The sequence below is a fragment of the Klebsiella sp. BIGb0407 genome (assembly GCF_024807845.1).
In the GTDB taxonomy this organism is placed as follows: domain Bacteria; phylum Pseudomonadota; class Gammaproteobacteria; order Enterobacterales; family Enterobacteriaceae; genus JGM124.
In genome coordinates, this window is the sequence record NZ_JANUEQ010000002.1 from 432,428 (window position 1) to 447,052 (window position 14,625).

The following is a 14,625-nucleotide window of genomic DNA, read 5'->3' on the forward strand; positions in this document are numbered from 1 at the left end:
GAGATTAAACGGTAATACGCCGAGGATTATTTATTCTTCAGTTTTTTCCATAACTGCTTCGCTGCCGGGCCAATGATCGGTAACAACAGCGTCAGTAAGGCAATGGCTAAAAAGGTCGCAGTCACAGGGCGGGTATAGAGAATCGATAAATCCCCCTGAGACATGGTCAATGCCCGGCGTAAATTAGACTCTGCCATCGGCCCGAGAATAATACCGATAACAATCGGCGACATGGAGAAATCAAGTTTTATCAATATATAGGCCAGTATTCCGGCACCAATCATAACAAATACATCAGTGATGTCATGGTTGACTGAATAAGCGCCCACGCAACACAGCAGCAGAATGATCGGAACCAGGAGACGTCTTGGCACATCCATGACTTTGACAAAGACTCTCATACAGAGGAAACCTAAAATCCCCAGTAAGATATTGGCAACCATCAGACCGATAAAAATACTATTTACTTCAATAGGATTATTGGTAAACATCTGAGGTCCGAGTGCCAGCCCCTGCACCATAAAGGCACCCATAATAATCGCCGTGGCACCGTCGCCTGGTATACCCAATGTCATAAGCGGTACCATGCATCCGCCAGTGACTGAATTAGCCCCAGCCTCAGGTGCAGCCACACCTTCAGGTGAACCTTTCCCAAACTCTTCCGGATGTTTAGACCAACGTTTTGCTTCGTTATAAGCAATAAACGAGGAGATATCCCCACCAATCCCAGGAATGGTACCAATACCCGTTCCTATTGCTGATGACCGTAAGAAAGTGGGTAATACACGTTTAAAATCAGCCTTAGTGGGTAATATGCGGTCAATATTTGCCTTGATTTTATTTAATGTTTTCTGACTGCGCTCACGATAGTCTTCTTCAAAGCTAATCAACCCTTGCGAGAATGCAAACAGCCCTACCAGGATGGGGATAAATGATATTCCACCCATTAAATAAATTGAATCAAACGTAAAGCGCATACCCGATGTCATGGGATCCAGACCAACGGTCGCTATAGCCAAACCAATAGCGCCGCCCATCAGTCCTTTTATTATTGAGTGGGATGATACGCTGGTAATAATACTGATCCCAAAGACCGCCAGGGCAAAATACTCGGCGGCAGAAAATCCAGTAGCGACTTTAGCCAGTTGTGGGGCAATAAAAATCAGCGCAATGGTACTGAAAATACCGCCAAACATGGAGCCCATTGTCGACAGTCCAAGCGCTCTTCCTGCCTGGCCTTTTTTCGCCATCGGGTAGCCATCCAGTACTGTTGCCGCTGATGCAGGAGTACCTGGTGTACTGATAAGTATCGCGGTAATCGACCCACCGTATACAGCACCACAATATACCGCGAGCAATAACAGGATCCCTGTCATTCCCTGAAAGGAATATGTCAGTGGCAGCAACAATGCAATCCCCATATTGACCGTTAAGCCGGGCAGAGCACCGATAATAATACCACCAAATACCCCTAAAAATATTATCGTTATTGTTTCCGGGCTAAAAACAATAAGAAAAGCGTCTAAAACTTCCATCGTACGTCTCCTTTGTTGCTTTAGTCCAGAAAAATAGAAACAGGTAGTGAAGAGTTAAAAACGATATCAAAAAATACATATACTGAGCTGACAATGCCAACGGAAGCCAGCACCAGCATTTTAATTTTCCGCTCATTCATCATGCACATGATAATAGGAATAAAAATAAGAGATGAAATAATGAAGCCAAGATAATAGAGACCAATTGCATATATAACAGTCAGCCCACTTAGAAAATAGGAACGTGTCACTGCAGTTGAAGATAAATCAACGCTTTGCACAACATGCTTCATTTTATCTATAATCGCATTAAGACATTGCAGCACACCTAAAAATATAAATAATAGCGCCACCCCAAATGGCCAAAAACGTTCACCAGGAACACCATATTCATCGAACATACTCATATTACGTGAGAAATAAATAATGAGTAGTCCGAATGCAATTGAAATAACACCAATGATCATATTGATTTTATTCATTTTTTATATCCTGAGCCGTCCATGGCCTCATAATTATCTATTTCTTTAATGTTTCAGCAATTAATTCTGCATACATATCGTGATCTTCTTTCATCATATTATACGCATCTTCACCCACAATGACCGTTGGCATAATACCTTGTTTCTTTAACGCTTCCTGATATTCAGGCTTTTCAACTACGACGGTAAAGGCATCAACCAGTTCTTTTTTCACATTTTCAGGCACGCCAGCAGTGGTTGCCAGAACCGCCCAGGCACGCATTTTTACGTTAGTATCTAAATTTAACGCTTCTTTAAAAGTCGGAACCGATGGGAACAGTGGGAAAGGCTGCTCATCCATTACGCCTAAAATACGCAGTATTCCAGCGTCAGCTTGAGCCTTTACTGAACCTGGAGTCGTCAGGGTCGCATCAATATGATTACCTACCAGGGAAGCAATAGAAGGCCCGGTGCCTTCATTAAATGGAATATGGTTAAATTTAGTTCCGGTCAAACGCTCAATATTAACACCTGCCAGGTGGAAAATAGCCCCCATCCCAGAGTTACCCACTTTCAGCTTACCTGGGTTAGCTTTTGCCGCATCAATAAATTCTTGCAGCGTTTTATAAGGTGAATCCGCATTGACCACCAATACCACAGGATCGGCAATCGTTGTGGCAATAGGGGTAAAATCTTTATAGGTCACCGGTGATTTACCCTGATGAGGGAACATCGCCAGCTCAACGGTCGTCATCACTAATTTAGTACCATCCGGCTTGGCTTTCGCCACTTCAATTAATCCGGTCAGACCATTACCGGCAGGTTTATTTACCGGAACAAAAATACGGCCTTCCGGCATCATATCTTTACCGTATTCAAGTACTGTTCTGGTTGAAGTATCAGTACCACCACCTGGATTTTTAGGAATAACAACGTCTATATTTTTTTTCGGGTAGGTTAATTGCTCAGCTATTGCTGAATAGCTCATGCCCAGAGTTGCAGTGATGGCTAAGGCTACCAGTAGATTCTTTTTCATCAGACCTTTCTCCACAAATTATTTATTTACCGATAATTGCTGATAGACAATATTTTTTCTATTCCATGTATAAGTAATATGTAGGGTTCCCTGTTCAGCAATTATGGCCGGATATGAAAATTCGCCTTCACCATCTAATAAATCTAATGGCTCAGACCAGGTATTACCATTGTCAGATGAGGTACTGACAGATATTGGATAACGCCGACTCCAGTTCCCTGATACCGGGTTATAAACAAGTACCAATAATCCATCTGCCAAGGTAATAATATCAATGCCACTGTTATTATTAGGTAATACTGTTTGATACGCCGGGCACCAGCTACGGCCATAATCCTCAGAGTCGCTACGATAAATATAATTACGACTGCTGCGCATCATCGCATGCACATGTCCGGGTTTTGATTCCCACAACGTTGGCTGTATTACCCCGTCCCACTGAAATACTGTAGTAAGATCGGTTTCCCACAGCGCATCGTTTTTTAAACCCTGCCAGACATCCTGATTACTGTTCGCCTCATGGCGATGAACCAGTGGGATATCAACCCGCTGCCAGTGCTCACCGCGATCGTTTGAAATATCAACGAAAGCGTCCCAGTATTGATTATCTTCAACCGAACCCGGCGCCAGCCATTCACCGTTACTCATTACCAGCACTTTATTTTTTACCGGGCCACGAGGCGTATTGTCGCCAGCCACCAGAGGATAAGATTCGCTCCAATTTTTTCCTCCGTCGGTTGAGATAACATATCTGGTCGTCCACTGATGAACATCGGGTCCTGCTTTATAAAATAACCAAATATTTCCGGTTACATTATCCACATGTAGGACAGGATTCCAGTGCGCAACGTCTTGTTTTTCAACAATTGGTCGGATATTTTCCCAGTTATTCCTCTCTTTCTCTGCCAGCCAGATAGCTGTATTCCCGCTACCTTCTTTATCGCCTGCAAAAAACGCTACCAGCAGCCGCTCTGTTCCTGGGACTTTAACAATTGTTGAAGCATGACAGTTATGGAAAAGAGTATGATCTTCAGCCAGAATAAATTGCATTTTTTGGGCGATAAAAGACATTGCACGATCCTTAACTATTATCGGGATAAAGAGAGCGTTTTTTTCATTTCTTCACCTAATTCGATCATGCTATCGATCGCTCCAGGGAAAAATGAAGAGTCAAAGTTCTGACTATTACGTGTGCGACTATAGATCGAAGTAAAATTATTGATTTTACGCTGATGATATTTGGCACAGACCGGATAATCTAATGTTTCAGCCAGGGCTGAAGTGGACAGATAATTAGCGAGCTTATCTGCTTTTTCACCGTCAGTTTTCCAGTTTTCATATAACCAGACATATAACTCAGGATGGAAGTTAGCCATGATACCGCTATATGCCGTACACCCTGCACGTAAGGATGCTAATAATGTCTGACTATTGGCGTTAGCGATATTTAAACGACTGCCTTCGGTTAATGCAAGGCGACGCTCAATGACCGGTAATGAACAGCAGGTATCTTTAATAAAGGTAAAACGCTGGCTGTCCGCACACCATTTGACTATCTCATCTGATAACAGACGTTTGTACGGATACGGACATTCATAGATACCCAAATCAACGCTGGCAGGCAGTGCTGCAGTAAGCTCCTGTAATGTTGCCAGCGCCTGGGCATCAGAGTCACCGGCCAGCGCAAGGCGATTACTGATCATAATCACACCGTCAACACCGGTATCAGCAATCGCTCGTAACTGTATTTTTTGCTGGCTTAAACCGGTTGCCGTATGGCCGGAAGCAACAACCGGCACCCGCCCATTAACATGGCGCACGACAAATTTCACCAGGGTTTGTGTCTCTTCATCGCTCAGGTAGAACATTTCGCTGGACTGGCAGGCCGCAAATAAACCGTGCACGCCCGAATCAATATACCAGTCAATCAAACGGGCTAATGCCGGCCAGTCAATTTCACCGCGTGAGTCGAATGGCGTCAGCATTACCGGCCAGACGCCGCCATATTTTTGTTGGCTCATGATGATTGCCCTTGTAAGTGTTGAGCAGCATCGCCAGCAACTTTCACGCGGATGCCTTGGGTCAGTGCTTGTGCGACGAAAGCTTGCAGCACAAATTCCAGTTTATCTTCATCAACATAGGCGAGGGTAACATGGTTACTCTGATGCCCGGCCATTAAATCATCCCGTGTGACGCCATCCAGGACGCAGTTGAGCAGTGGCCACTCATAGTTCGTACCCCGGCGACGGCGCTCAAACTCAGCTTCAGGTAACTCCACCGCAGTTCCGGTTCCGATATGCATGATAACCTCGGTTCCTTCATAGTGCGCGCGAGCCCATACCAGACGCCCTGCTTTACTCTGCCCGGCAATCGTCGATCCACCAAACGGGAAGAACATCGCTGGCTGACGGTATCCGGTAGCACCCTTGATACCGCCTTTAAGATGCTCAAAAGGCACTGCGCCAGAAATTTCCATATCCCAGTAGAAGGTGCCGTCATATTCACTGCCCCAGCGAACATCATGCAGCGTCGTTTCCGCTGGCAGTCCTAATGTAGTCAGCAGACGCCACAACATGGTTTGCGGTATCGCGGTTCCCATATCCACTTCGTTGATACAAGGGATAGGGGCATCAGGCCAGATAATTTCACCGTTTTCATCAGGGATTGGGAAACGCGCCGTTGAACCAATCGCGCCTTCGGCAAAATCAGAAGCCGGACAACAATCTTTTAAGCCTTGCTGATACTGAACGCCGACGGCAGATAAACCAAAACGTTTCACAAAACGCGCCATCGCAATCATCATTGCGCACTGGCCTAATACCTGCTCGCGGGTTAATTCCGTTTTACCGTCTTCGCCAAACATAAATGTCATTCCCTGGTTTTCATACCAGTTCAGACACGCTTCACGTAATTCCTGAGGCACTTTTGCCATTTCAACTAACAAGGCTGACTGTGACAGTGATTCAATCGGCATACCGATATTCACCATCGCTTGTTGAGGGAATACGCCGTTAATCATGCCCATGCAGAAGGTATCAAATAAGCCGATGATCTCTTTTTTTCTTAAGATAAACTCGCCCACCTGACGACCCACAGCACCGGCTTCAGTTGCCATCACAGGGTGAGTTGCCGGAACATCTTTCAGATAACTTAAATCATGCTGAAGTGAACCGTAACGTAGCCATGTTGCCAGGCCATTTTCGAAAAATTCATCGTCAAAGTTAGCCGACCACAGGCGTGAATAGTTTTTACCCAGGCTGGTCATAGTGCCTGCCATACAGAGCATGCCTACCAGGCCCGGCCAGGTACCATCAAAGTTAGCTAATAATAAAATAGGGCCACGGTGATGAGTCAGTGAAGGGGCGATATGGTGAGAATATTGCCACGCGGTCAGCAATACAATCACCGGCGCATCAGGATCTATTTCGGCAAATATATCGCTTCCTTCACGCTGGCTGCTAATAAAACCATGTCCGCGTGACTCATTAATATCATGGGCGCGCTTAAGGTTATAACCGAGTTTTTCTAACGCGACGGCAAGTTTATCTTCAAATTGTTTTTGTACCGGCCAGCAGGTGACGTTTGCAGGCTCACGCAAGTCAGCATTAGCAACCAGTAATATTTCATTTTCAGCAGCGTGATATTTGACAGGTAACTCAGGTAAATTCACTTGCAACATAAATATCTCCAGTCAAAAAAGGGTAGTTAATATGGCAATGATTAAAAGTTGGACATGGCGTCGTTATAATTCTGCTGATCCTGATACATTTGCAGATAGACCTGATACTTCGCCTGATGGAATGCATAACTTGAGGTATCAGGACGAATAATATCGCCGTCGCGTACCATCGCATTGGCTGCCTGAGAAAAGTGACTAAACGCACCGCAAGCGACAGCACCTAATAATGCCGCCCCCAGATTCACCGCATCTTCTTCCTCTACCAGATGAATTTCCCGGCCAGTAACATTGGCGTATTCATGAAGCCAGAGAGGGTTTTTGGTCGCGCCGCCGCACATCACAATACGGTTAATCTTGTGTCCGGCTTCTTCAAGAGAATCAATAATATGTCGCGTGCCATAGGCAATGGATTGCAAAGTCGCCAGATAGTAGCGAGCAAGGGAAATTCGCCCATTTTCGAGCGTCAGACCGCTGACCATACCTCTGGCATCAGGATTAGCGCGAGGTGAACGATTGCCATGATGATCGGCAAGGACATGAAAACGGGCCGTAGGATGCTGTTCAGTTAAACGTAATTCGGCAACAGCTTCGTTCAGTAACTGATAGTAATTGATGCCTTTGGCAGTGGATTCAGCCAGCAAGTCAGACCAGGCTTCATGCTGACGGAGAGTCCACTCAACCAAAGATCCTGCTGCACTTTGCCCACCTTCATTCAGCCACAGGCTCGGTAACATGGCACCAAAATAGGGTCCCCAAACGCCTGGAACCATCACCGGATCCCGGCTGACTATCATATGACAGTTAGAGGTACCGCTGATAATCGCCAGGCTACCTTCCGGCTGTTCAGCGGTTAACGCCAGCCCACCGGCATGGGCATCAATAATACCGGAAGCCACTACAACCTGACTATGAAGGCCAAATGCATCGGCTGTCTCAGTTGTCAGATAACCCGCAGGTTTACCTAAATCTAAAATGGTTTCTGGGATCTTAGCTAATAAGTCATCGAGGCCGATATCTGCTAATAAGCCCTGGCTGAACTCTGCTTCATGAGCCAGATAGTTCCATTTGCAGGTCAGTGTACAGACACTGGCAACATCGGCCTGAGTCGACTTCCAGACTAAGAAATCGGCTAAATCGAAGAAACGCCAGACATCGTTATAACGCTCAGGGAAATGATTCTTCAACCACAGGATCTTGGGTAACTCCATCTCAATACTCACTTCGCCGCCGACATAACGTAGTGCGGGATCATTGGTGAGATTGATGGTGGTGGTTTCAACGGCTGCCCGGTGATCCATCCACATAATAATATCTTGTTCAGGCTGCCCATTTGATGAAACAGAGACCGGCTCGTGATTAGCCCCCACGGCGACCAGAGAACAGGTTGCGTCGAAGCCAATAGATTTTACATGGAGAGGGTTAATGGCTGATTGCTGAACTGCAGTACGAACAGACTGGCATACTTGCGCCCAAATTTCGGTTGCCGATTGTTCAACATGATCCGTTTTTGGTCTGAATTGCGAAATAGGCAGTACAGAGAAGCCTAAACGCTGACCCGTTTTGTTAAACACAGCAGTACGGACGCTGGCTGAACCCACATCAACACCAATAAAATATTGCTCTTCCATGGAAAATCGCCTCATCACTCAAAATGCTAACTCGAGTTAGCAAAATAAATAGTCCATGAGGTAAAAACAATCGTCTCAATGAGGTATTGTGATACAGATCGAATTCAATAATGTTAATTATTTGATATTTAATGGCATTTTTTTTGTGAATTTCAGCCTTTTTCTGAATATAAAAACAGCATAACGGCGAAGATATCAGCGATTGAGAGTCGGGGCCATGCCGAAAATGGCATGTTTTTGCTAATCAGTTTTAGTGCGAGATAAGTCAGGTAGACAGACAGCGGGGCAGAGTTACCCAGCCGTCTATTTTCTGTGGTTCAACCTTTTCGTTGCTCTACTGACAAAGGACGATGAATCAGGGTCATTGGCACTGTAATTTTTACATCCGCATGCTCTCCCTGAAGCTTCTTGTTCATCAGGTGAAATGCATGTTGTGCCCAGGAATCTTCATCCTGACGCATAGACCAGACCGCATTAGGTAAAAAACCGAGCATTTGATGTTCATCGAAAGTGCCTATCGGGATATCTGAGGGAATAAAACCGTAGGTTTCCCTGAGAGCACTGAGGGTTCCTTCAAGGATAGGTAGTGAGGACGCAATGAAAGCTTTTGGCGGCTTCTGATGTTGTTTCAGGAAGTTAAGCATCAGCTGTCTCCCCTCCTCCTGACGGTTATGGCTGGCAGAGAGGATCCACTCCTGTGCATCAGGAAACTCACTCAGATAACCCTGTAAGCGGCGCTGAATCGAGGGTTGCTGCGTATCACCGGCAATAAAGAAAAAGGGAGATGTATCAATAGACTGCGTCATCGCCTGGACCAGTTTTTTACTGCCGTTATAGTTATCACTGACAACCAGCGAAACATCATTTTCGCCAAAATCACGGTCCAGAATAATCAGCGGCCGCTTGCGTGCAACCTGCTGATGATGCAGTTGTGTCTGCAGACTTGAGGGCACAACAAACAGCCCGTCGACATTACGTGCCAGTAACCCTTCCACCAGACTATTTTCGTGTTCACTGTCGCTGTAGGTACAGGCAATCATCAGCTGATAGCCTGCCTGCCGGCAGCAGGCCTCGAGTTTTTCAGCCAGCGTAGAAAAGAACAAGTTAGATAAACGAGGAATAACCAGACCTAAGGTTTCCGTTTTATTCAGCTTAAGGCTACGGGCAATATGATTAACAACCAGGCCATTTTCAGCAACATAGTCATTGATGCGTTGCTGAGTTTTGGTACTGATGCGGTACTGGTCAGCTTTTCCTCCCAGCACCAGGCGGACAGTAGTAATCGATATATTCAGTGCCTTAGCGACTTGCTCAACGGTTTTGGCCATACGTCCTCATGTTCATCACAATCCATACTCAACAATCATAAACTAATTCGAGTTAGCAATACATTTTTAATCTATGATGGGTCAGTAAGCGATCGGAAAGAACAGAAAATACGTTGCAGTCCGGCTGACGTACTCAAAGTACCGAGGTGTAGAGGGAATATATACGTAATGGGGAAGATATCCATATTACTCTCCTTCCCATGAGGTAACGGAAATGGCTCAATTCCGTATAACTCTTTAATGCATATAGCGCTAATGGCTGCTTGTCTGTAGCCTTTGATATATCAGTAAGTCCAGTTCGGGGGCTTTTCCTGAAACACGAGATAACATCGCGTGGACCTGCCCTCTATGATGGGTCTGATGATTGAACCAATGAGCTAAAGCAGACCAGACTACCTGCTGCTTAAGTTCTGGCGTTGAAGCTCGGCGATAGGAAATAGTGTTATCTAAGTCGGCTTCTGACAGCCCGAGGATAAAATTAACGATCTTTTCATCTTCTTCTTTTCGTGCCAGCGCTAAACCTGAAAAATCATTATCGAACAGGATCTGGTCCAGGCGATATCCTGGTTCGGGTAATACGCTTAACCGATGTCGCCATATCTTGTCCGTCACAAGAAGATGATTCAGCGTTGCTTCGATAGACCCAAAAAAAGCACCGCAGTCTTTACGATAGGCATCTGAATCGATCTGTCCAACGCAGGCATATAAACACTCATTCGCCCACGCGTTGTAGCCTGCCAGAATATTAAAATGAATTTTGAGTGAACTCATATTTTCATCCATAGTGAAAAACAATCAGCATGATTATCTGACAAAAAGGGCTGAAATATTTCAGCCCTTTTTTAAAAGCAATTAACGTTATTTTTTAATGGTATTTATTTGCTGGAATACTGGTTTACTGGAGTCTTTAAACTGTGCCAGTGAATATTCGCTATAATTAATATCGTTATAACCACGGACGGACATTATACCATTACTCAAATCAGACATACTGGTCCAGACGGTGTATTCTGACTGAGGTACCTTGCTGGCCGACTGGCTCTCACCCATGACATCTACGGTAATATTTTTAGTGCGGTCGAAGCGGTTCATGATATGCGCTAAGGTATTCATCGACTCTTCTGGAGAGTCACCTTTAATGGCGTAAGATGAATAGTATACTGCCCGAACGAAACGCCCTACAGAGGTATCAGAAGAAGGTAAGTCAGCGCTTGCGATACCGCTATCTGGCTGTGTTACCTGAATATTTCCAAGTTTAGCCGATGATCTGTCCACGTTAGTCAGTTGACTGTAGTTATTCAGGTTTTTCAAATGCCACGGGAAATCAGGACCGTTGGTCATCGCCCTGGTTGGGTTATCATAGACATGAAGTTTTCCATCCAGCGCCTCAACGACGATACTGCCCCCTTTTTTATCATAGAAAGCATAGTGAAGGGGTGATTTTAAATCGCCGAAATTTTTCAGCACAGGTGACCAAAAATAGCCATTCTCTACAGCCTGCTTAACTTCCTCAACCGTTGAGAAATTGGCTAATGCCCACTCGCCTATCGCAGTGACCGGAATTGCTCTATCGTAATATTTTTCATCCGGAGTGGTTAAATTGGCTTCCGGTACCATATTGGCACTAAATGATAATCCGCCGCTATTCAGCCCCTGGAAAATATTATGGTCATCACCGTCATTATAGATTTCTGTGCTAATAGCCAGTATTTCATATTTTGCATCATAGCTAATCCCCTCTTTCCCGTTTGGTGTTTTCTTTTGGAAATGGGTATTTTTAGGGTAGTAGGTTATCCAGGAAGGAAGATCGGCTGTTAGTTCCAGCGTTCTACCATGGTAGATGTTATTCTGTTTATCGGTGATAGCTAAGCTGGAACATGCCGCGCTAGATAATGAGGTAACTAATAGTGCCGACAGCATGCAATTCAATATCTTGTTTAACTTCATTTTACATTTCCTCAATTATTGTATAGCAAATTTCACCTTAATAACGAATATGTCTGCTGATAGTGACAATATAAATTTTGCTATGATATGTGGCCTTTAACTCCTTCCAGCCTAGTACAGTTATTGTTATCTCGCTGAAAAAATTAAATATCAAGAACTTGTTTTGATTCGAATAACGGATGGATATTAGGAACAGGTACAAAACCAGAGCAATGCCCGACAGTCTCAAGTATGACGCTTCCCCCATGAATTGCTGAGAAGCACCTCACAGCCTTGCTGACAGAGAAATGACGTGATTCTATCTCGCATCCAACTGGAGTACCTGTTGCATACTCATGACATTCTCACGTTTAATCTCCGGGCACTGATATTCGGGCCAGATTAACGCCACTAACTCAGGATAAGCCTGACAACTCAGCTCATTAAAACATTGCCGAAGATTAATGACCTCGATATCAGAGGTAGAGACTTTTTCCCCCTCAGCGCAACGTTTCTTAATGTTTTCATAGTATCGATATACCGCTGAATTTAAGTCACTACAGCGACGCTGGGCATTGAATAATGCTGATTGTGAAATAATTTCATCAACCGTCATTTTTTTTATTGTCGCCTGGACAAAATCATTATATTCATTATGCACTCGCCAGTAGAATGGCGGCGTAATTTTAGAAATTAATAAACCAAAATGATCTTCATTATTGCTAGCTGATAATGCATCATCTTGTTGGTCAGAAATTTTCTTATTTCTATGCAGACCGCGAAAAAGCAACACAATACAGAGCAAGACTAAAACTATCAGCATAACGTCAAATATAGTGCTCATAAACAAAGCCTGTTTTTTTTATTTAATCTTTCGGGCATCATATCACAGGCATGACGATACTGAGTTTTTTCTAGAAAGCAAAGGATTACATTCAATGTTACCTGACTCCTTTATCAGCAAAGATTTTGCTCCTGCAGCGCTGAATGATGCGGAAAAATCTATTTCGCTCAACGCTGTTAACGATAAATTATCAGCATTAGAGAAAAAAATTCTGAGTGGAAGCCATTACGCGGGGCAGTCTCGCAACAGGCTACTTGAAGAAACAGACAGGCATATAAAGGCTCGTTTATTATGCGCAATTAGAATAGAAGTTTTGCATAATCTTATTAATGAGCTGGTAAATGAAGAGGTTATCAACCAGCTACAATTGCAAGAGTTACTCAATGATAAAACTGATTTTATCACTGCTAAACAACAGGCTATCTGGCTGAATCAACTCACCCAGGAAATAAATGGCCCGCTATATTACTCATTTGAAGGATAAAATGATGAGCAATACAATAAACAATATTTCTGCAGAATCTGACTCTGGTGATAATAAAAACCAAAAATTTCATTTAAGTGAAAATATTGCTGCTTTAATTGAAATTAAAAATATAAATATCACCAGACAAACGCAGGAAACAACCGATATTACCTCAGCGCTAGTGAACTTAAAGTGGATGAATCGCCAGGATCTTCACCCATGGTTAGTCAAAGAAGAAATCTATGGCACGGTGCTGGCTGAAATCGTCAAAAGGCATCCACAGCTTCAGCATCAGATTAACCAACGACTTGAACAGCATTATCAGCGTATTAAAGCAGAAGAGGCACAGACGCTTTCAATAACCCGAAGTCTGGCTGAGGGCTGCTGGCAGGGTTCGATTCTGTAATCAAGAGAGGATTGAACAAGGGTGGTATTAAGGGGATTAGAAAGTAAGCTCCTCTCCGGTGAAGGAGAGGAGAACGCAGTTATTTTGCTGGAGCTGGAGCAGTGGTTTCCTGGCCAACAAGGCCAATTTTCAGATAACCTGCTTTATGCAGTATATCCATCACATCCATCAGCGTTTCATAATCTACCGTTTTATCTGCACGGAAGAAGATGGTGGTGTCCTTTTTACCTTCGGTTGCAGCAGTAAGCGCATCAACCAAGGTCTCTTTTGTCACCTGATCGTTACCTATAAACATCTCACGATCTGCTTTTACCGACAGGTAGAGCGGCTTCTCAGGACGCGGCTGTGGCTCACTGGTCGATGCCGGAAGGTTCACTTTAACATCAACCGTTGCCAGCGGAGCGGCCACCATAAAGATTATCAGTAACACCAGCATGACATCGATAAAGGGTGTGACGTTAATCTCATGCATTTCCTCGTTGTCATCGAGGTTTTCATTCATGCGCATGGCCATAACGTATCAACCTGCTCGTAATTGTTTAGCGGTTCTTACTGAACGAACCTCTGCGCTGGCTTCCAGGTCAAGATCACGGCTCTGGAGCAGAAGAACTTGAGCAGCAACATCACCCAGACCTGCTTTATAGTTACCAATCATTCGTGAGAAGACGTTGTAGATAACAACAGCTGGGATCGCAGCGACCAGACCAATACCGGTTGCCAGCAGTGCTTCGGCGATGCCGGGAGCAACGACTGCAAGGTTAGTGGTCTGCGACTGTGCAATACCGATAAAGCTATTCATGATGCCCCAGACGGTACCAAACAGACCGACAAAGGGAGAGATAGCACCAATAGTTGCCAGGAAACCGTTACCACGTCCCAGATAGCGCCCTACGCTTGCCACTCGGCGCTCAAGGCGGAAACCAGTACGTTCTTTAATTCCTTCGTTATCTTCACTACCTTCAGACAACTCACGCTCGTTTTGCGCTTCGTGAATCAATCCTACAGTGATGCTGCCTGCACCGAATGCTTTTGAAATGGCGCTAGCGTCATTTAGAGTGCGCGCTTCAGCCAGTTGCTGTTGTTCACGCTTTAATCGCCGATTATAAGCAATCAGCATCGTTACTTTTCTAAAGAAAATAGACCAGGTCACCACAGAGGCCAGAACAAGGCCAATCATCACTAGCTTAACGACGATGTCGGCATGGCTGTACATACCCCAAACGGACAGATCCGTTTGCATCAAATCATTTGTCACCACGTCTTACGCTCCAGCAAAAATAGATACAAATACTGACGATAATAATAGCAAAAAAACA

The 14,625-nt window shown here is 44.6% G+C and carries 15 protein-coding genes; 2 read left to right on the top strand and 13 right to left on the bottom strand.

All coding sequences use genetic code 11. The annotated features are described in order from the left end of the window. Positions 1-26: 26 nt before the first annotated feature. From M2387_RS09160 to M2387_RS09210, 11 genes are all read right to left on the bottom strand, one after another. On the bottom strand, positions 27-1,535 hold the full coding sequence (locus M2387_RS09160; RefSeq protein WP_259048849.1) for a tripartite tricarboxylate transporter permease: 1,509 nt from the start codon (positions 1,533-1,535) through the stop codon (positions 27-29). A 20-nt stretch (positions 1,536-1,555) separates the two neighbouring features. Continuing rightward, entirely contained in the window at positions 1,556-2,017 is a 462-nt protein-coding gene (locus M2387_RS09165) for a tripartite tricarboxylate transporter TctB family protein (protein ID WP_259048850.1), read from the bottom strand. Positions 2,018-2,054: 37 nt separating this feature from the next. Next, on the bottom strand, positions 2,055-3,032 hold the full coding sequence (locus M2387_RS09170; protein ID WP_259048851.1) for a tripartite tricarboxylate transporter substrate binding protein: 978 nt from the start codon (positions 3,030-3,032) through the stop codon (positions 2,055-2,057). Between the two features lie 18 nt (positions 3,033-3,050). After that, complete coding sequence (locus tag M2387_RS09175) at positions 3,051-4,103, bottom strand: sialidase family protein (protein WP_259048852.1); 1,053 nt, start codon at positions 4,101-4,103, stop codon at positions 3,051-3,053. 17 nt (positions 4,104-4,120) lie between these two features. After that, the gene (locus M2387_RS09180; RefSeq protein WP_259048853.1) at positions 4,121-5,053 is read right to left on the bottom strand and encodes a dihydrodipicolinate synthase family protein; all 933 of its coding nucleotides are present in this window, start codon (positions 5,051-5,053) and stop codon (positions 4,121-4,123) included. Further along, on the bottom strand, positions 5,050-6,711 hold the full coding sequence (locus M2387_RS09185) for a signal transduction protein (protein WP_259048854.1): 1,662 nt from the start codon (positions 6,709-6,711) through the stop codon (positions 5,050-5,052). Before M2387_RS09185 ends, M2387_RS09180 begins: the two co-directional genes overlap by 4 nt. Positions 6,712-6,752: 41 nt before the next feature. Next, positions 6,753-8,339 (bottom strand): FGGY-family carbohydrate kinase, encoded by a 1,587-nt coding sequence (locus M2387_RS09190; RefSeq protein ID WP_259048855.1) that lies wholly within the window; start codon positions 8,337-8,339, stop codon positions 6,753-6,755. 317 nt (positions 8,340-8,656) lie between these two features. Then, positions 8,657-9,667, bottom strand: coding sequence for a LacI family DNA-binding transcriptional regulator (locus M2387_RS09195; protein WP_259048856.1), 1,011 nt, complete (start codon positions 9,665-9,667; stop codon positions 8,657-8,659). Positions 9,668-9,919: 252 nt separating this feature from the next. After that, entirely contained in the window at positions 9,920-10,438 is a 519-nt protein-coding gene (locus M2387_RS09200) for a DinB family protein (RefSeq protein ID WP_259048857.1), read from the bottom strand. 87 nt (positions 10,439-10,525) lie between these two features. Then, positions 10,526-11,614 carry a linear amide C-N hydrolase gene (locus M2387_RS09205; RefSeq protein ID WP_259048858.1) on the bottom strand — a complete coding sequence of 363 codons (1,089 nt, stop codon included), beginning with the start codon at positions 11,612-11,614 and terminating at the stop codon, positions 10,526-10,528. Positions 11,615-11,912: 298 nt separating this feature from the next. Continuing rightward, the gene (locus M2387_RS09210) at positions 11,913-12,437 is read right to left on the bottom strand and encodes an ESA_00282 family adhesion-associated protein (RefSeq protein WP_259048859.1); all 525 of its coding nucleotides are present in this window, start codon (positions 12,435-12,437) and stop codon (positions 11,913-11,915) included. 94 nt (positions 12,438-12,531) lie between these two features. Here M2387_RS09210 and M2387_RS09215 point away from each other — a divergent pair, with 94 nt between their 5' ends. Beyond that, a complete protein-coding gene (locus tag M2387_RS09215) occupies positions 12,532-12,921 on the top strand; it encodes a hypothetical protein (protein ID WP_259048860.1) in 390 nt (129 codons plus the stop codon). Between the two features lies 1 nt (position 12,922). Next, on the top strand, positions 12,923-13,309 hold the full coding sequence (locus tag M2387_RS09220; RefSeq protein ID WP_259048861.1) for a cytoplasmic protein: 387 nt from the start codon (positions 12,923-12,925) through the stop codon (positions 13,307-13,309). 79 nt (positions 13,310-13,388) lie between these two features. Here M2387_RS09220 and exbD read toward each other — a convergent pair whose 3' ends face one another. Further along, complete coding sequence (exbD, locus tag M2387_RS09225) at positions 13,389-13,823, bottom strand: TonB system transport protein ExbD (RefSeq protein ID WP_259048862.1); 435 nt, start codon at positions 13,821-13,823, stop codon at positions 13,389-13,391. 6 nt (positions 13,824-13,829) lie between these two features. Further along, complete coding sequence (gene exbB / locus M2387_RS09230) at positions 13,830-14,564, bottom strand: tol-pal system-associated acyl-CoA thioesterase (protein WP_259049032.1); 735 nt, start codon at positions 14,562-14,564, stop codon at positions 13,830-13,832. Positions 14,565-14,625: the final 61 nt, after the last annotated feature.